General features: G+C 47.6%; 16 protein-coding genes. 11 read left to right on the top strand and 5 right to left on the bottom strand.

Annotated features, from left to right (window positions below; all coding sequences use genetic code 11):
- The 3 genes from AB1611_22460 to AB1611_22450 form a co-directional block, all read left to right on the top strand.
- Window positions 1-596: hypothetical protein (locus AB1611_22460; protein ID MEW6382336.1), on the top strand; the 596-nt coding region annotated here is incomplete at its 5' end.
- Between the two features lie 170 nt (window positions 597-766).
- Window positions 767-1,852 carry a hypothetical protein gene (locus AB1611_22455; protein ID MEW6382335.1) on the top strand — a complete coding sequence of 362 codons (1,086 nt, stop codon included), beginning with the start codon at window positions 767-769 and terminating at the stop codon, window positions 1,850-1,852.
- 363 nt (window positions 1,853-2,215) lie between these two features.
- A complete protein-coding gene (locus tag AB1611_22450) occupies window positions 2,216-5,143 on the top strand; it encodes a hypothetical protein (protein ID MEW6382334.1) in 2,928 nt (975 codons plus the stop codon).
- A gap of 85 nt (window positions 5,144-5,228) precedes the next feature.
- On the opposite strand, the gene AB1611_22445 is transcribed toward AB1611_22450, so the two are convergent.
- From AB1611_22445 to AB1611_22425, 5 genes are all read right to left on the bottom strand, one after another.
- Window positions 5,229-6,116: an HDOD domain-containing protein gene (locus tag AB1611_22445; protein ID MEW6382333.1), complete on the bottom strand. Its 888-nt coding sequence runs from the start codon at window positions 6,114-6,116 to the stop codon at window positions 5,229-5,231.
- Between the two features lie 26 nt (window positions 6,117-6,142).
- Window positions 6,143-7,588, bottom strand: a complete 1,446-nt coding sequence (locus tag AB1611_22440) for a sigma-54 dependent transcriptional regulator (protein MEW6382332.1) — start codon at window positions 7,586-7,588, stop codon at window positions 6,143-6,145.
- Between the two features lie 639 nt (window positions 7,589-8,227).
- Entirely contained in the window at window positions 8,228-10,675 is a 2,448-nt protein-coding gene (locus AB1611_22435; protein ID MEW6382331.1) for an Ig-like domain-containing protein, read from the bottom strand.
- Window positions 10,676-11,010: 335 nt separating this feature from the next.
- The gene (locus AB1611_22430; protein ID MEW6382330.1) at window positions 11,011-11,844 is read right to left on the bottom strand and encodes a hypothetical protein; all 834 of its coding nucleotides are present in this window, start codon (window positions 11,842-11,844) and stop codon (window positions 11,011-11,013) included.
- 1,190 nt (window positions 11,845-13,034) lie between these two features.
- Window positions 13,035-13,163 carry a hypothetical protein gene (locus tag AB1611_22425; GenBank protein ID MEW6382329.1) on the bottom strand — a complete coding sequence of 43 codons (129 nt, stop codon included), beginning with the start codon at window positions 13,161-13,163 and terminating at the stop codon, window positions 13,035-13,037.
- Between the two features lie 426 nt (window positions 13,164-13,589).
- On the opposite strand from AB1611_22425, the gene AB1611_22420 reads away from it, so the two are divergent.
- The 8 genes from AB1611_22420 (at window position 13,590) to AB1611_22385 (ending at window position 22,004) form a co-directional block, all read left to right on the top strand.
- Complete coding sequence (locus AB1611_22420; GenBank protein ID MEW6382328.1) at window positions 13,590-13,889, top strand: hypothetical protein; 300 nt, start codon at window positions 13,590-13,592, stop codon at window positions 13,887-13,889.
- 41 nt (window positions 13,890-13,930) lie between these two features.
- Window positions 13,931-16,003: a V-type ATPase 116kDa subunit family protein gene (locus tag AB1611_22415; GenBank protein MEW6382327.1), complete on the top strand. Its 2,073-nt coding sequence runs from the start codon at window positions 13,931-13,933 to the stop codon at window positions 16,001-16,003.
- A 322-nt stretch (window positions 16,004-16,325) separates the two neighbouring features.
- Complete coding sequence (locus tag AB1611_22410; protein MEW6382326.1) at window positions 16,326-16,841, top strand: V-type ATP synthase subunit K; 516 nt, start codon at window positions 16,326-16,328, stop codon at window positions 16,839-16,841.
- A gap of 44 nt (window positions 16,842-16,885) precedes the next feature.
- Window positions 16,886-17,470, top strand: coding sequence for a V-type ATP synthase subunit E (locus tag AB1611_22405; GenBank protein ID MEW6382325.1), 585 nt, complete (start codon window positions 16,886-16,888; stop codon window positions 17,468-17,470).
- A gap of 42 nt (window positions 17,471-17,512) precedes the next feature.
- Window positions 17,513-18,535 (top strand): V-type ATPase subunit, encoded by a 1,023-nt coding sequence (locus AB1611_22400; GenBank protein ID MEW6382324.1) that lies wholly within the window; start codon window positions 17,513-17,515, stop codon window positions 18,533-18,535.
- Entirely contained in the window at window positions 18,528-18,866 is a 339-nt protein-coding gene (locus AB1611_22395) for a V-type ATP synthase subunit F (GenBank protein MEW6382323.1), read from the top strand. The genes AB1611_22400 and AB1611_22395 overlap by 8 nt, the downstream gene beginning before the upstream one ends.
- Complete coding sequence (locus AB1611_22390; GenBank protein ID MEW6382322.1) at window positions 18,857-20,641, top strand: V-type ATP synthase subunit A; 1,785 nt, start codon at window positions 18,857-18,859, stop codon at window positions 20,639-20,641. Before AB1611_22395 ends, AB1611_22390 begins: the two co-directional genes overlap by 10 nt.
- Entirely contained in the window at window positions 20,625-22,004 is a 1,380-nt protein-coding gene (locus AB1611_22385) for a V-type ATP synthase subunit B (protein ID MEW6382321.1), read from the top strand. Before AB1611_22390 ends, AB1611_22385 begins: the two co-directional genes overlap by 17 nt.
- The last annotated feature ends 3 nt before the right edge of the window (window positions 22,005-22,007 follow it).

Below are 22,007 nucleotides of genomic sequence, written 5' to 3'. Positions count from 1 at the left end.
TAGGAAGCTTGTATGGCGGTCTCTACGGCGGACTTTACGGCATGGGACTCTACGGCGGACTCTATGGCATGTACGGCCTGGGTGGCCTCTATGGCGGGCTCTACGGCTTGTATGGCCTGGGCGGCCTCTATGGCGGGCTTTATGGTATGTACGGCCTGGGTGGGCTCTATGGTCTGGGCGGGCTCTATGGCATGGGTGATTTGAGCACCCTGGCTCTCATCTCCGCCTTAAGTGGTTCGCTAACGGCTGCCGAGCAGGCTGGAACCTGGGAAGGTATCTGGTCTTCAGGGCTTGTTTCCGGCCCAATGACTCTCAACCTGGTTGTAGATCCTCTGCTGGGAACCCTGTCCGGTTATGTTCAACTGCTGGGTAATCCCACGCTGGGCAGTCTGGTGGATGTTACCGGAACTGCACTGAACAGTCAGATTATCCTCAGCGGCTCCGGCATTGGCCTTGGTACTATGACCTTTACGATTGATATTGTTGGTACCCTGACTACCGCTACCACTATGGACGGAACCTATACCCTGACCAACAGTACTTCACTGGTGGAAACCGGCAGCTTTAAGCTCAGCCTGCTTGCTCCGGTAATCTAGGTTTAACAGGCTCAGTCTGAAGGTGTATATCGTAATAGGAGACGAGGGCAGCCTTCTTCAGCTTTTCCGAAGAAGGCTGCCTTCCCAGTGTAAGCCTGATTTTTCATTAGGCTCTTGAGAGCAATTCTCAAGGATGCATGAAAACACTCATTGTAGGGAAGGAAAGTCGTATGATGAAAGACCCTGGAAAATCATGGTTGAAAACCTGCCTCTCGTTCCTCTTGATACTCTGCCTGATTATCACTCTTTCCAAGCCAAGCGAAGGGTATTACAGCTCCTATGGCGGTTTGTATGGTGGTGGCTTATATGGTATGTACGGCTTGGGTGGTCTCTATGGCGGTTTGTATGGCGGATTGTACGGCGGTCTGTATGGTGGTATGTATGGATTAGGCGGACTGTACGGTGGATTGTATGGCCTGTATGGTGGCTTATATGGCCTGTATGGCGGAATGTTCGGGCTCGGCGGTCTCTATGGCGGTTTGTACGGCGGCCTGTATGGTATGTATGGCCTGGGCGGTCTGTATGGCCTGTATGGCGGCATGCTCGGTCTGGGCGGCCTCTATGGTGGTCTGGGTGGACTGTACGGCGGGTTAGGCGGTCTGTATGGCGGTCTTGGCGGTCTTTCAGGTCTGAGCAGTACGTCGAATGCTATATTGACAGCTCTGGCCGGGCTCACTCCGCCTACTACTACAACCACTACTGCGGCACCTGCTGCCACTGCGGCTATTACTGCCGAGCAGTTTGACGGATCATGGACCGGAACCTGGTATCTGGGTTTCCTGTATGCTGATATGACGTTGACTCTGGTTGAAGATCCTCTGACCGGATTCCTCACCGGAACAGCCACACTCTTTGGAAATGCCTCTATCCCGACGCCGGTTACGGTCTATGGAACCTCTACTCCATATTCTGTCACCTTGAGTGGAATTAATGCTCTGGGAACCTATGCTCTCCAGATCAGCGGGACCCTGACCAGTCCTACCACCATGACCGGAACCTGGAGTATTGTCAGTGTAGCTACCGGTATCGTTGTCAAGGCTCTGGGAGTTGACCAGACAGGAACCTTCAATCTTGATCTGACCGTATTTCCCACGGTTTCCGCCCCTGTTGTAGCTCCAGCCGTTGCAGCTCCGACAGTTGTTGCTCCTACGATTGTTGCTCCTACGATTGTTGCTCCTACGGTTCTGGTTCCCACAGCTACAGCGGCACCGGCTGTTATCTCTGCTTTATTCCCTCTCATTCCTTTTATCTGGTAGCTGAGGTGAATCTCCTGCTAAGGTATGTTTAATCTCATTCACTCATAATGATAATTGCTTGCTCGAACCGGGAGGGCAGCCTTCATTCAGGGCTGCCCTCCCGGTTTTTCCCGGTCTCAACCAGTATTCAATCAGTCATCCCCGGAACTGTTCAAAAACCTGTCACTTGCTCTCGCGGAAAAGAACACACCACTCTCCTCCTCAAAGAACGAGCATCCCTCTTTTTCCTCAGAGATGCCTGCTTTGTCAAGCCAATTTTTAATTCCTTAAAAAGATCAGTCCTGGTACAGAATATGCTGAAAAGGTAAATAAAGTCTAACGTGGTTATTCTATTTCATCATTTGAAGGGGGGAGTAGTACGTCATGGTTCAATGTGTTCGCCTGCTTGCTTCCATTTCCACCTTGCTGCCTCTGATTATTTTTATTGGAGGAATAGCCTTATGGGACAACCCTGCCTATGCTCTTTTGCAGTCCGGCAAGGGAAAAAGGGAACGAAGTTTAACCGGGAATTATTCGAGCCGCGGAGAGGATGCTCAAATAATCTCTCCGCAGAGGCTCCAGAAGGATGAATCATGGAGATATTTTCTCGCAAGGAATGGAGGAGATTGGAAGGTCCTGCGAAGCCAAACGGCAAATTATCTGCGGGTGGAGGCTACCGGTACTTCGTCTTCAGGCAAAGCTCAACGAAAGCTGAGCAGCCAGGCGGACCTGATTGAGGAATCAAAAAAATTCATCCGGGAAAACGAATCGATTTTCCAGGTAAGCTACCAGGACTTTCATCTGGAGAGGGTTTATCAGCGGGGAGAAATATGGTATGTCAGGTTCAGCCAATACGCTCAGTCAATTCCCGTCTACGGGGGATATCTGACCTTGCGCTATCAGCAATCAGGAAAGCTTTTAACCTTTGGGGGAACTGTCTATCCAGGGATAACCATCGATCCGCAATCCTCCCTGGACAGCCGGACAGCCATTGGCATGGTTGCCCAGAGCCGCGGACTCTCCCCGGATTCCCTGACCTGCAACCAGCCCCGGCTGGTTATCTATCCCCTGCAGGACACACAACCTGTTGCATACCGCTTATGCTGGGAGATCGAAGCAACCTGCCCCCGGCTGGCCAAAGGGTGGAGGTACTTTATCGATGCCCAGGACGGAAGTATTATCGAATACTATGACCGGGCACGCTATTCGGTTTTCGGAAAAGTGGAGGGGCAAATCCTGCCCGAATATCCCGGCACGATACTTACGGTCCCGTTTTCCAATCTGACCGCTACGCTCCTTGATAAAACATCTCCTCTGATGTTTGAAAATCTCAACCAGGATCCAGGATGGGCCGGGACCTCACTATTTCGGTGGGAATACGGCATTCCGGTGGCAGGCTCTTCGGGATCAGAGGAAACGGACCCGGATGCAGGCCATACCGGCTCCGCTGTCTATGGATACAATCTGCGCGGCAGTTATTACGAGAACCTGACCAACCGGGAGTACCTGACTACAAAGCCAATCACCAGGCAGAGCGGGAGCAAAAAAACAGTCCTCAGATTCTGGCGCTGGCTTGGAGTTGAAGGATCGAATTCGGATAAAGCCAATATCGAAATCAGCAGCTTGCCGGGCAACTGGCATGTGGTCTGGTCAAATCCCCTCGAGCCGATCTATGATGGAGAATGGAAACTGGTGTCTTATGATCTTTCCTCCTTTCTGAGCGGGAATCCGGGGACCTTTTCTATCCGCTGGGGCATGGGACCCACCAACAGCTTTTATAATTACTGCGGATGGAACATCGACGATATCGGCGTTTACCACGCTGTCCAGGGAGTGACTGATGAGAACGGGAGTTTTACTTTCACCAATGAGGCGGCAAATAATATCCTTGATATCAGCCTTAAGGGAACCTATTTCCAGGTCAGGAACCATGAGGGAGAGGGTCTGGTCTATACCAATGGCAACATCGTGCGAAACAGGCCCGACGAAATCACGGTCACGCTCAAAGCCGCCAGCGATTACAATCCCCAAACGGATACCGGAACTATCAGTGCCTCCGGGGATATCGACGAGTTGAACGCCTACTATCATGCCAACTATCTCATTGAATATCTTAAGGCAATAGACCCTAATTTTCCGGGAAGAAGGGATTCTTTCTTTCCCATCTCCATTACGGTTCACAATACTGAGGAGATCAACAACTCTTACTGGCTTGAAGGTGACGGGATTTACCTTGGAGAAGGTGATAAGGCTGAATATCAGGATTTTTCTCTCTATTCAGATATTATCTACCATGAAGTAAGTCATGCCGTCACCGATACTATCTATGAAAGCAATCCTGTATCCAATCCCAGCCGGTTTAATCAGTTCGATGCCATGCATGAGGCATTTTCCGATTACTGGGCCTGCACTATCAATAATGATTCTCTGATCGCCGAGGGTGGCTTCTGGAATCAGGGAGCCTTACGGGATCTGGAAAATGACCTGCATTACCGGCTGAATTATGGAGATGAGCTTTACGAAAGCAGCCTTATTCTGTCCGGGGCCATGTGGAACCTTCGGAAGGAGCTTCGCCGCAGATACGGAGAGAATGGAATCAAAACAGCCAATACGCTCTTTTTGTTTGCCGCCTATGCGGAACCGGTCTCATACCTGGATTTTCTCCTCGATATTCTGGCTGTCGATGAAGCTAAATATGACCGGGCCTACAGGGACATCATCAAAGACAGCTTCGGACTCAAGGGCATAGCCGAGCCTCCGGCAGAACCATCCTCGATTGTGGTCTCGGTTGACCGCTCCACGGTCAAGCTCAGTTGGGAAAGGGTCGCCGAAGCTCAGGGATATAACCTCTATTACGATGTTTCCGCTATCAGGGCTGTGCAATCGGCAAGCCGATATACTCCCGGCGGATCGAGCGGCGATGGAGGGAGTATGGATAGTGGTACCGGCGGAACGGGAGGAAACGGCGGAGACATGAATGGGGGAACCCCGGGGGGAAACAGCGGGAACAATTCAGGGACTAACGGCTCTATCAGAAACCTCAGGAACAAGGTCGATGTCGGGAATGTGACTTCCTATAACCTCACGAACCTGCAGAACAATACTACTTACCGGATACTGCTGACCGCATATAATGAATATGACGTTGAAAGCTCACCATCACAGGACATTTACGCAACACCGGTAGACCCCAATAATACCAGCAAGACCAATTATATCTATGTGCCTACACCAGTTTCTTCCGGGTCTTCCGATGACAAGTCGAAGATGTGCTTTATTGGAACCATTGGTTCATGGTTTGGGTGCAAATAAAAGGGAGATACCACGATTCATCAGGCCGGGCCTCTTGACTTATACTATTCCGTTGAAAGATGCCCGGTCTTCCTCTTTCCGCTTCTTAAGAAGGGAGAAAAATGTTCGCCAGACGGTCTATCTCTGCCAGATGTCCCTTTAATTTTCGGAGAGAAGCAATAAAATTTGGAGGCGTCAGAGGCAACCCTTTATTCCTGAGTGACTTCATCAAATCGGAACGGAGAAACTTCCTGATATTGGGTTTGGGCTCACAGGCAAAGGTTGAACATCCGAGCTGATGACACATCATGTCGGCCACAAAAAGTATACTGATCCAGCACCGATTATCCTCTCCGGAAACGGGATGATGGTGATGCAAAACCATGTCGATCAACTGGTCAGGGAATTTCCATTTTTTCAATAACCTGCCAGCCAGCAGGGCATGATCGAAACCGAAAATTTTCTGCTCGGCGGATTCCATAGTCATGGATGTTTCTTCGACCAATTCCAAAACCCTGGCAAAATATTCCGGGAAATTCCGATCCATCAAAACCTTGCCGATATCATGAATCAATCCTCCTACAAAGACTTCCGATTCAAGCCCCCTGCCATTCTTCACCTGGTTGACCAATATCCTGGTGCCCATGCCGCAGAGCAGAGAATGGTTCCATGATCTCAGCCGGTTATAGTAGACCCCGTCTTTTCGCAGGTACACGGAATCAAAAACTGTCATGGCCGTAGCTATGGCGCGGACCTCCTCGAATCCGAGAACCACGATAGCCCGGTCAATGCTTTTTACCTGCTGAGCCAGCCGGTAAAAAGATGAATTGGCCATTTTCAGAATCTTGGTAGCCAGTGCCTGATCAGAATAGATAATCCTGGTCAAATCATTCACCGAACTTCTCTCGGAAGAAGTTATCCGCAGAATTTCTCCTAAAATTGTCGGGATCGTGGGGATATCTTCGATTTTGGCAATAGCCTCATCAACTGTCATTGACCTCACTCCAGCTCTTTTACCTGTCATTCTTTTCTGAAAGGCTTTCCTGATTCCTGCAATCGATACTTTTTGATTTTATAGTTAATCACCCGGCAACTGATTCCAAGTAACCTGGCTGCATCTTTCTGAACTCCCTTACTCATCCGCAGAGCCTGAATGATAAGTTCCTGTTCGACGGCCTTTAAACTTACTCCTCCAGGAGGCAGGACGAGATGAAAACCATCATCATGGCCGCTGTCATGGCTCTGTGCCGCTGGCCTGCCAGGCAATGGATTGGATTGCAGAGTATTCGAATCTGGCCGGAGCGTATTCGGTATCAGGAGATCTTCCGGTAAAATAGATTCATTACTGGTGACCAGGACGGCCCGTTCGATAACATTTTCCAGCTCCCGGACATTGCCCGGCCAATGGTACTTTTCAAGTATGGTATAACAGGCCGGATGGAAACCAATTAATTCTTTCCCTCCCCTTTTTTTATACTTGTTGAAAAAGTAGGCAGCCAGGGGGGCAATATCCTCTTTTCTCTCCCGCAGGGGAGGAATAGTAATGGGAATGACACTTAAGCGGTAATAAAGATCCTGCCGGAATCTGCCCTCGCTGACCTCTTTCAGCAAATCACGGTTCGTGGCCGCAATCACTCTGACATTCACCTTGATTGTCTTGCTGCCTCCAACCCGTTCAAATTCCTGTTTCTGTAATACCCGTAAAACCTTGGCCTGAACCGACAGGCTCATTTCCCCAACCTCATCGAGGAACAGCGTTCCGCAATTTGCCTGTTCAAATCGACCAATCCTCAGATTGTGAGCGCCGGTGAAAGAACCCTTCTCATGACCAAAAAGCTCGCTCTCCAGAAGATTCTCATTCAGAGTGGCACAATTTACCGCTACAAAATTCTCCTGGCACCGCAGGCTGTTGTAATGCAAAGCCGCGGCGATCAATTCCTTCCCTGTTCCTGTCTCTCCCTGAATAAGCACCGTAGAATCACTTTTGGCCACCTTTTTGATAAAAGAGAATACTTCCTGAATTTTTGGGCTGACCCCGACGATGTTATCGAATTTACAAATATATTTCTGAGTATGGGTTAAATAACGGATCTTATGGTTAAGCTTTATTTCTTTGATCGTATTGTGAATAGTATTGAGAAGAGTGTCAACCGTAACCACACCCTCCAGCACACTCCAGGTGTAGGGTTTAATAATGTCCTTGAAATCCTCCAATTGATATTGAAGAAGAATCAGGTTTACCGGCATGGCTTCATCGATCATCATGGCCAGTTCAAGGATTCGAAAACAGCCCCTGTCAGGAAGCTCGTCGCTGATGACGATCAGATGAAATTGCTCACCCTGGAGCATTTTAATCGCAGTGTCCGCATCGCGGGCGATTACCAGTTTTTTATCACTCCCCTCGATTCGCTGGGCTACCTCATCAGCAAACCAGTTATTCTGATCGACCAGTAAAACTTTCCACATGAATATGCTCCATCAGGGTAGTCACACAGACAATTGGAACCATTATCTGCCTGTTGTTGATTTGTCAGCTATACTTCAGCCGGGAGCCACAAGGCTTTTTCAGCCTGGAGTGTGCAGCCCCGGATGAGGTCACATCATACACTCCTGTCAGAAAAATCAGGGAAGAAATAAACCAGGGTTAATACCATGAAGTACACCTTAAATAGCCAGAATATCCCCTCTCTTTACAGATATCGGAATAAGTGTGCTTTCCCATCAGAGGAATTACCGGGAAAAATGAACTCCTTGATCAAACCGGGAACAAGGTGAGTTATCAGTGGTCAGTGGCGCACGGCGTTATCCTGTGCCGTGGCGGAAACACCGCATAAATAAAATTCGCTCATATTGGTAAGACAACACAGTAATATTTCTCCCGCAGAGACGCAGAGACGCAGAGGTAAAAAAGACAAATTATTTTCTCTGCGCCTCTGCGGGAAATCCCATCTATAGGACTTTCACTTCGCTAAAGGCATCAGATCCAAACAGTGTGATGGCTACCATATATGAGCGATAAAATTTCAAGCCCCCTGAAGCAGTCTCAATCTCAGAGTGCTTCAGGGGGCTCTCACTTCATTCGTCCTGCCCGTCAATGGCGGACAATCAGTTAGAACCAAGACCTCCCGGGAGAAAATTGCGCAGTGTATTCCCCAGAGGCTGGGTAGACCAGCTATTGCTGCTCCATCCCTGAAAGCCAAACTGATTAAAAGAGATTCCCTGACCGAAAGAGGCCCCCCAGTTGTTTTGAAATTGCGAATCAAAGCCGGACAGAGGATTGAAAACAGACCATGAACTAAAACCGGACATCGGGCTCAGGCCGGACCACGGATTCAGGGGGATGATCTGAGTGCCGAAAAGTCCGGCAGGAGAACCTGGAAAACCAAAACCCGCACCGCTCCATCCTCCGCTGTAAGCGGATAGCCATCCTTCACTGGAAGGAAGTGGTACGGCCTTCTTCTCGACCGTAAAAACAAGCGAGCAGGTATCCTCCGGCTCTCCTCCCAGTCCATCCCGATCTCCATCGAGCCTGTTACCGGCCAGATCCTGCATCTGAGAGGCGGCGATGAGTGTGTAGGTCTCACCCTCCAGCAAAGATGCGCCTGGAGGAAGAGCAAATGTCAAGGTATCTCCGTCAATTATGGCACTGCCTGAAACGGGCTTATGGCGAGAGTCATACAGGTTGAAAAATGCCCTGGAATTTGGATCCATGGCCTCGGAAAAGTATATGGTAATAGAAGTATTTTCAGCTACATTTTGAGCTCCGCCTTTCGGTAGACTGGAAATAATCCGAGGTGCATTTTCATCTCTCCTGGCCAGTGAGTCAGTGCCGGCAACCCAGATTTCTGGATGACCGGGGTTGGGATTTATGGCTATATGGGTAACAGCCTCGGCTGCAAGAGGATAGTATGGCTCATCTGGCAAAAAATTTACCTGGTTCGATTGGCTGTCGAGCCTGAGAAGCCCCCGCTCCGTTCCAATCCAGATATTTCCCGATCGCCTGTCTACAGCCACGGCATGAACGAAATTATTGGGGATCAGGCACTTCCATCCTCCACCTGCCTCATCATCCGGAGAAAGCTGCAATAGACCTGAGCTGGTGGCTGCCCACACTTTTCCATCAGTACCGACAGCCAGGTCGTTGACGATAAAATCAACCGGATCCCGGCCGCGGACCGAAAAAGCATACTGCACCCATCCCCCGACCGCGCCTAACCGCAGGACCCCGTAAAGGTCGGTTCCAACCCAAATATCGTTGTCCGGTCCAGGGGCAATTGCCCTGACCTGGATATCCTCCTGGCCGGTATCTTCCAGTCCCCGCGGCAGGCTGAAATTCCCGTCAAACTCAATCACTCCGCTTGAGGATGTGGCGATCCAGAGGTGATTCTGAAAATCGACGGCTATTTCATTGATTTCTTCTTCAGAGGAAACACCAAGGGCTTTGGCGGTGTAGAGTGTCCAATTCTGTCCATTATATTTTGCCAGCTTGGGGACAGCATTCGGATCATCCCCCGCAGCCTCATCCGTCCCAAGGCCAACCCATACCTGATCCCGGCTGTCAACGGCTATGGCTGTTGCATTATCAATGAATACCTCCCCTGCCGAGGCGTACAGGTGCCAGCGGCTGCCATCAAACATTCTGACCCCGCCGGTGCTGCCATCGGGGCCTTGCCGCAAAGCCACCCAGAGCTGGTCCTGGCTGTCGATAGCCAGAGCGGCAACATCCGTCAGGGCCTTATGCTCCAGGGACCAGGATCGATCCGGCCTGCTCATGGTGGTGAATGAATAGGACTGTTCAACGGGATTACCCACATAATCCCTGGCATAAATGGAAACCGTGATTCTCTCGCCATACGGGAAAGGAGTATCCGGAGAATATACTACCTGTAAGTCCTTCTTTGACATTGGGCTGAGAACAGGGGCCACCTGTTGGCCATTGATTTTCACTGCCAGAGAACCAGGATCCACGCCCGCGTTATTATCCCGGACATGAAACCTGATCTCAGTCGGAGGAGAAATATCCCTATCTTCCGAAGCAGGTGAGCAATCGGTAATCTCCGGAGGAATAGCATCGGCTACAGTGACAAAATACCAGAGGATATCTCCTTGCGCTGGAGGGGTATTCTGGATGCCCTGCAAATTTTGGCCGCTCGCATCAGTGGCTTTCAAGCTCAGGGCCACCTGGTAGATGGAGTCTGCGGCCAGGGGGTGGAATGGGGTAAAGGTAAGAACATTGCCCGTAACCTGACAAATTCCGTCAACCAAAAGATGCTCACCGGCTCCAGAAATCCGGTACAGGGCAAAGGCTGACCGGGTCGTTGCCTGATCCATGTTTTTATTGAACGTAACGCGAACAGCCTGAGATACCGGCACCTCCTCCTGAGGCGGATAGATGGCGGGGTCCGCTTCAACGATAACCGCTGGTGATAGAGCGGCCGATACCTCGCCAGATGCAGCCTGAGAAGCCGATGGCTTTCCTGCCCCCCAAAAGCAGAGGGAAAAAAATAAAAATACAGTAAGGATCTGTGTAATCATTACTTTTTTATTCTCCATTATCTCTCCTTTCATCATCCTGACTCCCTGCTGGCAATACCCCTCGAGGAGAGCAAGCAGCATGAGTATATATATTATGCTGTAAGAACCATAAAAAGAATGAACGATACAGGGTATAAACCCTTTCATGAGGGTAATACCATTTCTGTTTTTGGCCTGTGCTTTGTCTGATAAAACTCGGGTGGGAAAAAATAATTTTGTGGAAACTGGAAAAATAACCTCTCGCTTCTTTTTGATTGAAAAAGAAGCGAGAGGGAAGAGTTTAAAACCGATATAATAACTTTACTGCAATTATATCAATAGCTTATTCGGATATACACACAATATGTCATAAATTACAGTGCAACAGCCGTAGCTACCGGTATTGTACTCACTGGGACAACGGTTGCTGCCGGAGTGACCGTTGCTGCCGGAATAACGGTTGCTGCCGGAATAACGGTTGCTGCCGGTGCAGTAGCCGCCGGAACAGGGACCGTTGGGGTTACCACCGGTGTGGTTGCAGGAGGCAGAAGAGAGCTTAACAGGCTGCTATAAAGGCCGGGATATCCCATTCCCATCATACCGCCCATCCCCATCATACCACCCATGAATCCAAAGGGGAGATAGGGATTACTCGACAAACTGCTGGTGGTGCTGCCAAACAGCCCCGTATTACCAAGCAGCCCTGAATACAGATAGGGATTCAGATGGCCAAAGCCTCCCATGCCGCCCATGAGGGAATAGGGAAAACCAAAACTGCCCGTGGTCGGCGTCGTGCTTGTCGTTCCCGTAGTGCCAAGATTGCCCAGCAGACCGCTGTACAGATAGGGATTAAAGCGGCCGAAACCTCCCATGCCGCCCATGAGGGAATAGGGAAAACCAAAACTGCCCGTGGTCGGCGTCGTGCTTGTCGTTCCCGTAGTGCCAAGATTGCCCAGCAGACCGCTGTACAGATAGGGATTAAAGCGGCCGAAACCTCCCATGCCGCCCATGCCCATGAAGGGGAAGGAGAAGGGGAAGCCCAGATTTCCTGTAGTGGTGGTTCCTGTTGTCCCGGAATTGCCGAGAAGACCATAGAGTAAATAAGGATTCAAGTGCCCCAGTCCTCCCGAAAAGAGGAAGGGATTATACCCAAGACCGGTGGTTGTTGTTTGAGCTTTGGCAGTTCCAAACGGTAAAAAAGAACTCATTGAGAAAAAAAATATAAACAGAACAGCCGAAACAATACTCTTTTTCATGACTACTCCTCTCTAACCATTACTAACCATCCTAACCATAAAAATTATCTGACCTGTAATTACTGTAAGCTCAAGACGCCGCCTTGCGAAGTCTGAGTTTGCAATATCAATGCCATACCTTCTTACCCTGTTCCCGGCATGAGCGTGTCTGATGAAATCAATGAATCCCCCCTCCAACCGGATTGATTTTCCCTGCTTAAGCCTTACGAACAAGCTTTGCCAAAACCAATTACCTTCATAATTCTACCTTGATTTTACCTCCTCTATTCTCGCGACAATAGGTCACATCTACGAAGACCCCTATGATATTGGGTAAAAAGTTATGTACTGCAAAGTCACCCCCTTTTAAGCCAGGAAATCATTTGTTTCACCTGGTCAGAAAAAAGACTCACGCCAATATTAAGGCCTGATCCTCCAGTTTAAAATTCAGACGGTATATTTTTACATCCGTTACGTTTTTATGGTCTTGCCTGGAATATCTTCGGGTGTTAATAAGGATAACATCATAATTTATTTATTTATCAAAGATAAGTATTCAACTTATACCTGATATTAGCATGTTTAATATATTGATTTTACAGGCTTATAGTTGATTTATTATTCATATGAAGTCCATATCTTAAATTAAACAGCTTCTTATCGGTAGTAGCTTAATGTAACAGGTAATGTATATTCAATAAATTATACTTATTTCAATAAGTTATTAGATGATAAGTAATGGTAAAACATCGTTTTGTTAAAAATAAAACAGAGGAAACCATGAACGTCCCTCCCCCCCAACCCTCTCCCCGCAGGTGTTAAGCCAAGCCGAATGGCACTTACACAGGCCAAGCCTCTCCTTATGAGAACAGAAAGGGCGCACCAAGGACACGAAGACCACGCAGAGATTAAACTTTTTAAAGGGTCAGGGTCCAGGGCAGGGACCCGCCGCTCTTTCTCTCTCTTCGTGCTCTTCGTATCCCCCTTCTTGTCTTAGGTAAGTGCCATTCAGGTTAACACCTAACTGGCCGGACTCTTCCTGCGGTATTTACTGAGCGAGAGAACCACTAAGTTTACATAAATAATGATTATGTAAACTTCAGGGAGCTCCAAGGAGATGCCCCTTTCTCCCCTCTCATCACCCTACTTGCCGCCGGGACACTTCACCGTGCAATCGCCTTCCAAAATGAGTACGTTTCCCTGACTTCGCTTACTTCAGCCTCTCCAAGAATAGCATAATCGCCTGTTTGATTTTGGTCATTATCGAGAGCACCATAGATAATGAGCTTCATGTTTTCTTTTAATCCATCATTTTTACCGATCGTAAGTTTAATTTGTTTCAGTTAGTTAGAGTATATCATGAGTGACTGCTGAGGCACTCTCAATCTATTTTTAAAAAAGTGGCCGGTAGTGAAAGGCTGCTGTAATACAGTATAATCTTCCTCGTGGTGTCTATCTTCTGAAATTGTTGTCAATCATCTTGACAATATTCAAGTTCTGAAATATACTAAATACAATTTAAAAAGCCGGTATGGGGGGGATAGTGGGCTCTTCCCTTCTTTTTTTCTTGCCTTTGATGAACAGACTGTACCGATAGAAGCACGATAATAAGTGGAGTCAGATTGATTTCTGATTTGGCGAATAAATCTCAGAATTGAATAATTTCTTGGTTTCACTAAAGTTGGTTAATTCTCATTAAGGATGGTCTGATTATCAAAATGAATACCTTAGAAAAAGTACTGGATTTCGAAAAAGAAGCTGATGATATTATTCAAAAAGCCCAAAAAAGAGGTCAGGAGCTTTTAATAAGCCAGGAAGAAGAAAGAAAAAAGATCGAGAAAGATTGGGAAAACAAGCTTGCTCAGGAAAAAAAAGCTTTACAGGCCCAGTGGAATCGGAGGCTTTCATCTCTGAGCACAGAGGAGGCCCAAAAAAAAGAGGCTGTTTTAAAAAATATGAAGGCAAACTCCTCTCATCATATCGATAAAGCAATAGAAATGGTCCTCAGTCATATATAATAATTCAACAATAAATAACAGCAAACTAAGGATAGACAGCTATGGCTATTGAGAAGATGACGAAGGTATCCATTGTATGCTTAAAAAGCAGGGAGGAGGAACTTCGCTCCTTCTTAATGAAAAAAGGTGTTTTACATGTCGTCGATCTCAGACCATCTTTAAAGCTCGAAGAAAACGGCAACCATGAAAGTAATTTGATATCAGTCGATACTACGGAATATGATCAGAGGATCGTTCAACTAAACTCCATTCTTGACTTTTTCCATAAATTCCATCCTGAAAACAAAGGTCTCATATCCCTTTTTACTACTACACCTACAACCTTTGCCACCCAATCAGATGTGGAGGAAGCACACAGCCTCGATGTCGAAGGATTACTTAAGAAAGTAAGAGCACTCGACAAGAGTTTTGAGGATAGTAAAAAGAGAGAAGAGGAGATAGCTCATGAGCTGAAGGAAATCGAGCCTTACACCGCTATCTCTTTCCCGCCTGCTCTCGTTCGAGAGAGTAAAAAAACTTTCGCCTTACTGGGGAAAATGAATCGCAATGATTATGAAACCTTCTTAAGCAAGGCGGAAGAATACCTTGATAGCTTGCACCTTGAAACTCTGTCGGAAGACAAATCTTCGCGATTAATCCTTGTTATCGGGTTAAAGGGTATACAAGAGCAGATCAATGATATTCTCATCGGCACTCATTTCATACCCGTGTCCCTGCCGCCCTTAACCGTAACCGTGAGTGAGCGATGTCAGGAATTGAGAAAAGAGTCAGAAAAGCTGAAGCTGGAACAGGAAAAGATTGTCGGCAGGATCGGAGAATATCTCAGGCACAGAGTGCATGTCAGGATTTTGCTGGAAGATTACCAGAATAAAAAGTCCTTCCACGAAGTTCAGAAGAATTTTTTACAGACTCCGCATACGGTAATTTTGGAAGGCTTTGTTCGTACTCAGGATGTAAAGGCATTGGATGAAGGGCTTGGCTCTCTTTTTCAAGATATCAGCTACACATTTTCTTCTCCGGAATCGTCAGATAATGTCCCGGTCTCATTAAAAAATAACAGAATCTTCAGGCCAGTTGAGCTTCTTGTCGAGATGTTTGGCTACCCCAACTATTTTGCTCTGGATCCAACTCCTTTCATTTTTTGGACCTTTTTATCCTTCTTTGGCATCTGCCTCGGAGATGTTCTCTACGGAATTATGCTGGTTGGCCTTTGTACCTTCCTGATCAGGAAATATAACCAAGAAAAAAGACTGGTCAGATTTTTACGGCTTTTCTGGTATGCAGGTTTCTCGACTACCTTTTTCGGGCTCATAACCGGCTCCTGGGGTGGAGATCTGGTTTCGGCCAAATATCTCTCCGCATCCAATCCTCTTCTTATCTTAAGGGATAGCTTAGTTATTCTTGATCCAATGGGGAAGCCGTTAGTTGCCCTGGTTATTGCCATTTTCATCGGTGTTCTGAACCAGTTTTATGGTATTTTTTTGAAGGTTGTAAAAGAAATACGGCAGGGAAATATAAAAAATGCCCTATTTGATGGTATTCTTTGGTATCCATATCTTTCAGGTGCCATAATCCTTATTTCTTCCCTTTTTACCACGGTAAATCCTTTGTTGTACAAAGTGGGATTCATTCTTTTTATCGGGGGTGCAGTCGGTCTGGTCTTGACTCAAGGACGGAATGAGGAGCTTTTGCTCGCCAAGTTCTTGACAGGAATAGCGAGTTTATATGGTATTGTCGGCAGTTACGGCCTGGCAGGGTTTATTGGAGACTGCCTCTCCTATTCCCGTCTCCTGGCCCTTGGATTGACCACCACCATAGTCGGTATGGCCTTTAATATTATAGCCTTTCTATTTAAAATTCCGGTTATATGGCCATGTATGATTGCGTCTGTTCTCATTTTAGGTCATATGTTTAATTTTATCATGAATATTCTTGGAGCATTTATCCATCCAGCCAGGTTGACCCTTCTGGAGTTTTTCGGAAGATTCTATGATAGTGGCGGGACGCCTTTTCGGGCCTTCTCCAATGAATATGCCGCTCTGGAAATTGTCGAAACTGCTCAGGCTGTTGATGAAAGGTGTTATAGAGAGGAATTATGCTCCGGAGGATCTTGAATTGATTAAGGTAAAATAGAATTTACCTCTTCCTTCAAGCGATCTCAGCATAACAAATGTCTCTCAATAATTACAGATTGTCAATAAAAATTAATCATCATGGTTCTTCATAGCTGTTCAACGTGTGGTTATCCCTTTGTACCTCTGAGGTCTCTGCGGTTTACCTGCATTTACGTTATGGCAGGAAAGTTTTATGGCAGGCAGCGTTAGTTATTCGAATGTTGGTAAAAAGTATATCAGGAACTGAGTAACCAGGAATTAAATACTTAAATCAGGGCAATAGGCAAAATTTGTAACTTGGGTTACAGGGAGGATGAAAAGAATGAGTTCTTGGCAACAGATGCTCAATCTCTTTTTTGTGCAGACAGGCGCAGGTTTGGCAGCTCTGGGGGCTATTTTGGTATTTACTTTGGGCGGGTTAGGTTCAGCAAAAGGTATCTTGATTGCGGGCAGTCAGGCAGGTGGGATATTGTCCGAGAAACCAGACCTGTTCGGGCAGCTTCTGGTGATTATGGCACTTCCCGGTACCCAGGGTTTTTATGGATTTATCTGCGCTATTATGGCGGCCTTGCGCTGTGGATTGATAGCGGGGACGATAACCATATCGCCTTCCCAGGGACTGGTTGTCTTCTTTTTAGGCCTTGGCACCGGCCTGGTAGAATTAATGAGCGCCATCTATCAGGGAAAGGCCTCTGCCGTAGCGGCAAACATGGTCGCCAAACAGCCTTCAGAGGCTGGAAAGGCTATTCTTATTCCAGCTCTGGTCGAGACCTATGCTGTTATTGCGCTTTTGGCCAACATCCTGTTATTGATCTGGGTTACCGGAACAAAATTTTAGCTCATCAACCACAACCTTACTTATACCATACAAGGGAATCAATCGTGAGCCTTGAGAAAATACGACAAAAAATCCTGGAAGAGGCTGAAGCACAAGCAAGCCGGATCATCAGGGAAGCTGAAGAAAAGGTCAGAATGGCGCGCGAGGAGGCCGGAAGAAATGCTGAGGCACGGTATAAAGCAGAAATAGAGAATGAAAAAACAGCTCTGGCCCTTGAGGAAGAGCGGCTTCTTACTGAATACAGGGCAAATACGAGTGCCGAGGTGTTACGGTTAAAGAACCAGCTCATTGATGAGGTATTCGATAAGGCCATTGAAAGAATATTACAGCTTGAGGACAGGAAATATCTTGATATTATTGCCCGCTACCTCGCTGAAAACCTTACCTTCGGGGTGGATACTCTGATTATCAGCCAAAAGGATCATGGCAGAATCACCCAGGACTGGGTTAATGCTCTCTTAAAAAAGACCCGGAAAGAAGGTCTGCGGTTAAAAATTGTTACCTCTCACGATATTCAGGGAGGTTTTATCCTCCGGGGCGAAAAGGCGGAAATAGATTGCTCTTTACAGCAGATAATAGCTGATAAGAAAGAAGAGTTGAAGCCCGAAATCTCCCGGGTGCTTTTTTAACCATTTAGCTCATGAATTCATGGCAAAAAACAGGTCCAAACTATGAGATCTCTAGCTCAAAAGGCTCAAGAGGAAACAAGGTGGAATTATCTATCCGGACGAATAAAGGCCCTGGAGAAGGAACTGATTTCTCCGAATCAATATCAGTCTCTTATCTCGGCCAAAGACCAGTATGAGCTGCTCCGGTCCCTGTCTGATTCTCCGTATAAATCCATTGTGCGCCAAGAGGAGGACCTTTTCGACTATGAAAAGATTCTCAACGATCATCTGGCAGCCAAGCTCCAGTGGATCAGGAAATACTCTCCCCAGACTCTTGTCTATGATTATTTTACCGTACGAGGGAATATCCAGAGTTTCAAGGCCGGAATAAAGTCTTACCTCAGTCAGCTTCCGCGGAATGAAGAGTTGAGCGAGCAGAGGCTGGAAGATACGCAGTTCTATGGTTCTGCCTTTAAGGGGGATGAAATCCCTCAGGAATACCTGACGGCATACCGGGAGGTAATTCGCAAATACCGGGAAAAGAAGTCATTACAGGCTGTTGATTTTGAGGCTGACCGTCAGATGCTTGCCATTCTTCATCAGATGGCCGATGCATCATCGAATGAGATGATGCGAAAATATACCCAGAGCTTCATAGAATTGAAGAACCTCTGTGCGCTCTGGCGGCTGAAAGCCCTGGGAGCGCCTGCCGCTATGATTTCAGATATTGTATTCATTCCTCCCCAGTCCGGATTGACCATGAATATCATGCTGGAGTTATATGAGGCATCGTACGATAGATGGCCTTTGATGCTGTCCGGTCATGGTTATCGGGATGTCTTCACCGGGCAGGGAGCATCCCGTGAGATGTCTTCAACAGCATTAGGTCTTGAGAAACGGTGTGATGACTTTCTCATGGATATTCTCAAGAGAGCAAAATACATACCGTTTGGCATCGAGGTCGCGTTCGCCTACACAGCGGCACTTTTCATGGAAGTATTAAACATCAAGATCATTATCATAGCCAAGATTAACCACGTGACGGAGGACTTGATAAGGGTCAAGGTGAGGCAGGGATATGTCTAAAGTCGCTTCTATCGGGGAAAAAGATGTCCTGCTCTGTTTTAAGGGCATGGGAGTGGAGGTTTTTCCGGTTACCAGACCTGAAGAAGGCCTGAGAAAACTGAATGAGCTTGCTTTTGATAGCTCGTATGGCATTATTTTGATCACCGAATCCATTGCCTTGCCCATAGGAGCCGAGATAAGCCAATTACGGCAAAGGGCTGAAAACATCATTGTCATCATACCAGGCCATAAGGGAAGCCAGAATACCAGCCTTATTGAAATGAAGAAGATCATTGAACGGGCTGTAGGGATTGACTTAATCTCAAAAGGAGATAATCATTCATGGGAGTAGGAAGAATAATTAAGGTTGCTGGCCCGCTCGTTGTAGCCGAAGGCCTGGAGGGTGCCAGAATGTTCGAGATCGCCAGGGTGAGCGATCAAAAGCTGCTGGGAGAGATTATCGAGATTAGGGAAAAATTGTGTTCTATTCAAGTTTATGAGGAAACTGACGGTATCGGACCAGGAGACCCTGTTTACCTCGTTAACGAACCCTTAAGCGTCGAACTGGGACCAGGGCTCATTGGATCTATTTTTGATGGGGTTCAAAGACCCCTGGATGCCCTGCAATCTTTGTATGGCGATTACATCGTGAGGGGAATCGAAAGCCCTGCCATACCTCGCGATAAAAAATGGCTGTTTGAACCAGCCGTCAAAAAAGGGGATAAGGTTTCTGCCGGAGACATGGTCGGATTCGTTCAGGAGACCAAAATAGTCAAGCATAAAATCATGGTCCCCTTTCCCCTGGAAGGGGTCGTAAAAGAAATCAGGAAAGGAGAATTCACCGTTGAAGAGACGGTCTGCATCCTCACTACCAAAGAGGGTGACAAAAAATTAAACCTGCTCCAGCGCTGGCCGGTGAGAAAACCAAGGCCGGTGAAACAAAAACTGCCTCCCGTAGAGCCTTTGGTAACCGGGCAGAGAATCATCGATATGCTTTTTCCCCTCTGCAAGGGGGGCACCGCCTGCGTGCCGGGGCCATTCGGGAGTGGGAAAACCGTTGTCCAGCACCAGTTGGCCAAATGGTGCGATGCCGATATCATCATTTTTGTAGGCTGTGGTGAACGCGGCAATGAGATGACCGATGTTCTCATTGAATTTCCGGAGCTCAAAGATCCGAGGACCAGCGATTCTTTAATGAACAGAACGGTTTTGATAGCCAATACCTCGAACATGCCGGTGGCTGCACGGGAAGCTTCGGTATTTACCGGAATTACCATTGCCGAATACTTCCGGGATATGGGATATAACGTAGCCCTCATGGCTGACTCCACTTCCCGCTGGGCCGAGGCCATGCGGGAGATGTCAGGCCGTCTGGAGGAGATGCCGGGCGAGGAAGGATACCCTGCTTACTTAAGCTCCAGAATCGCGGGCTTCTATGAGCGGGCAGGAAGAGTAAAGTGTCTGGGACAGGATGACAGACCTGCCACCTTAAGCCTTATCGGTGCAGTATCACCGCCGGGTGGAGACCTCTCGGAGCCTGTTGTGCAGGCTACTTTACGGGTGGTGAAAGTATTCTGGGGACTTGATGATGCCATTGCTTCACGACGGCATTTTCCGGCCATTGACTGGCTGAAGAGTTATTCGCTCTATAATGACGAGGTCGATAGGGCTGCGGGTGAGAAGATAGACAAAAACTGGAAATCGAATCGGGTTGAAGCCATGAAGATATTGCAGAAGGAATCGGAGCTCATCGAAATTGTCAGGCTCGTGGGCTTTGATGCCTTATCCTCTGAAGATAAGTTGACTATGGAAATAGCCAAATCCATCAGGGAGGATTTCCTCCATCAAAATGCCTTCATGGAGGAGGATACCTATACTTCTTACCCGAAGCAATTCAAGATGCTGAATATCATTTTGATGTTCGGAAAGTATGCCGCAAAGGCAATAAAAAGTAATGTTCCCTTTGAAAAGATCGCCCGTTTGCCCGTCAGGGAACAGATTGCCCGGGCTAAATATATCGACGAGAAATCATTGTTCAAGTTCGAGGATTTGGAAAACGAAATAAAGGAGCAGTTTAAGGATCTTGAAGAAAACAAGGAAGGAGTTATACTTGAGCAGAGAGTATAAAACTATCTCCCAGATCTTTGGGCCGCTGATGTTGGTTGAAGAAGTCGAGGATGTCAAGTTTGGTGAACTGGTCCAGATACGACTGCCAAGTCAGGAAACCCGGCGGGGACGGGTGCTGGAAGCCAATCAGCAAAAGGTTCTGGTTCAGGTCTTTGAAGGGGCGGAAAGCATGAACCCGGATGAATGCAGGGTCAAATTTGTCGGACATGGCATTGAGTTTCCTGTCTCACCTGACATTCTGGGCCGGGTTTTTAATGCTTTTGGCAATCCGAAGGACGGAAAGCCGGAAATAATTCCGGAAAAGAAACTCGACATTAACGGCAACCCTATTAATCCCTATGCCCGGAATTATCCCAATGAGTTTATCCAGACTGGATTTTCAACCATCGATGGCATGAACACCCTGGTCAGGGGGCAGAAGCTGCCGGTTTTCTCCGGATCAGGATTGCCCCATCCGCAATTTGCCGCCCAGATAGCACGGCAGGCACGGGTACTCAAGGAAGGAGAGAAGTTTGCCGTTGTCTTTGCAGCCATGGGCATCACCTTTGAAGAGGCGGAATTTTTTGTCAATGATTTTAAGCGGACCGGAGCCATAAACAAGACGGTACTCTTCATCAATCTGGCCAACGATCCGGCCATCGAAAGAATCGCCCTTCCCCGGAGTGCCCTGACCTGTGCTGAATACCTGGCCTTTGATCTGGATATGCACGTTCTGGTAATCCTGAGTGATATGACCAATTACTGTGAGGCCTTGCGGGAGATCTCGGCAGCCCGCAAAGAGATTCCCGGACGGCGCGGGTATCCTGGCTATTTATATACGGACCTGGCCACTCTCTATGAACGGGCGGGAAGGATTAAAGGGAAAAATGGGTCTATAACCCAGATTCCTATCCTTACCATGCCGGAAGATGACAAGACCCATCCCATCCCTGACCTCACCGGCTACATTACCGAGGGGCAGATATTCCTCTCGCGTGAGCTGCACCGCAAGGGAATATATCCGCCCGTGGATGTGCGACCTTCACTGTCCAGGCTGAAAGACAAGGGTATTGGCAGGGATAAGACCAGAAAGGATCATTCGGATTTATTGAATCAGTTGTTTGCCGCTTATGCACGCGGCAAGGAGGCCCAGGAACTGGCTGTTGTTCTTGGTGAATCAGCGCTGACTCCGGTGGATTTAAAATTCGTGGAATTTGCCGATGCATTTGAGGATAAATTCGTACGGCAACGTGAGGATGAAAACAGGAATATCGAGACTACACTGGATATGGGATGGCGACTGCTGAGCAGGCTGCCGATGGAAGAATTAAAAAGGGTCCGTGACGCTTATAAAGAAGAATTCCTGAAACCTCTCATTCAATAAAAG

This window comes from bacterium, from assembly GCA_040755755.1.
Taxonomy (GTDB): domain Bacteria; phylum SZUA-182; class SZUA-182; order DTGQ01; family DTGQ01; genus DTGQ01.
The sequence above is the reverse complement of the archived record's forward strand: the minus strand, read 5'-3'. Positions and strand labels throughout refer to the sequence as shown.

Bases quoted from the DNA above. Each gene is read 5' to 3' on its own strand.
- AB1611_22455 (MEW6382335.1), top strand. From the start codon at position 767: ATGATGAAAGACCCTGGAAAATCATGGTTGAAAACCTGCCTCTCGTTC.
- AB1611_22450 (MEW6382334.1), top strand. From the start codon at position 2,216: ATGGTTCAATGTGTTCGCCTGCTTGCTTCCATTTCCACCTTGCTGCCT.
- AB1611_22445 (MEW6382333.1), bottom strand. From the start codon at position 6,116: ATGACAGTTGATGAGGCTATTGCCAAAATCGAAGATATCCCCACGATC.
- AB1611_22440 (MEW6382332.1), bottom strand. From the start codon at position 7,588: ATGTGGAAAGTTTTACTGGTCGATCAGAATAACTGGTTTGCTGATGAG.
- AB1611_22435 (MEW6382331.1), bottom strand. From the start codon at position 10,675: ATGGAGAATAAAAAAGTAATGATTACACAGATCCTTACTGTATTTTTA.
- AB1611_22430 (MEW6382330.1), bottom strand. From the start codon at position 11,844: ATGAGTTCTTTTTTACCGTTTGGAACTGCCAAAGCTCAAACAACAACC.
- AB1611_22425 (MEW6382329.1), bottom strand. From the start codon at position 13,163: ATGAAGCTCATTATCTATGGTGCTCTCGATAATGACCAAAATCAAACA.
- AB1611_22420 (MEW6382328.1), top strand. From the start codon at position 13,590: ATGAATACCTTAGAAAAAGTACTGGATTTCGAAAAAGAAGCTGATGAT.
- AB1611_22415 (MEW6382327.1), top strand. From the start codon at position 13,931: ATGGCTATTGAGAAGATGACGAAGGTATCCATTGTATGCTTAAAAAGC.
- AB1611_22410 (MEW6382326.1), top strand. From the start codon at position 16,326: ATGAGTTCTTGGCAACAGATGCTCAATCTCTTTTTTGTGCAGACAGGC.
- AB1611_22400 (MEW6382324.1), top strand. From the start codon at position 17,513: ATGAGATCTCTAGCTCAAAAGGCTCAAGAGGAAACAAGGTGGAATTAT.
- AB1611_22395 (MEW6382323.1), top strand. From the start codon at position 18,528: ATGTCTAAAGTCGCTTCTATCGGGGAAAAAGATGTCCTGCTCTGTTTT.
- AB1611_22390 (MEW6382322.1), top strand. From the start codon at position 18,857: ATGGGAGTAGGAAGAATAATTAAGGTTGCTGGCCCGCTCGTTGTAGCC.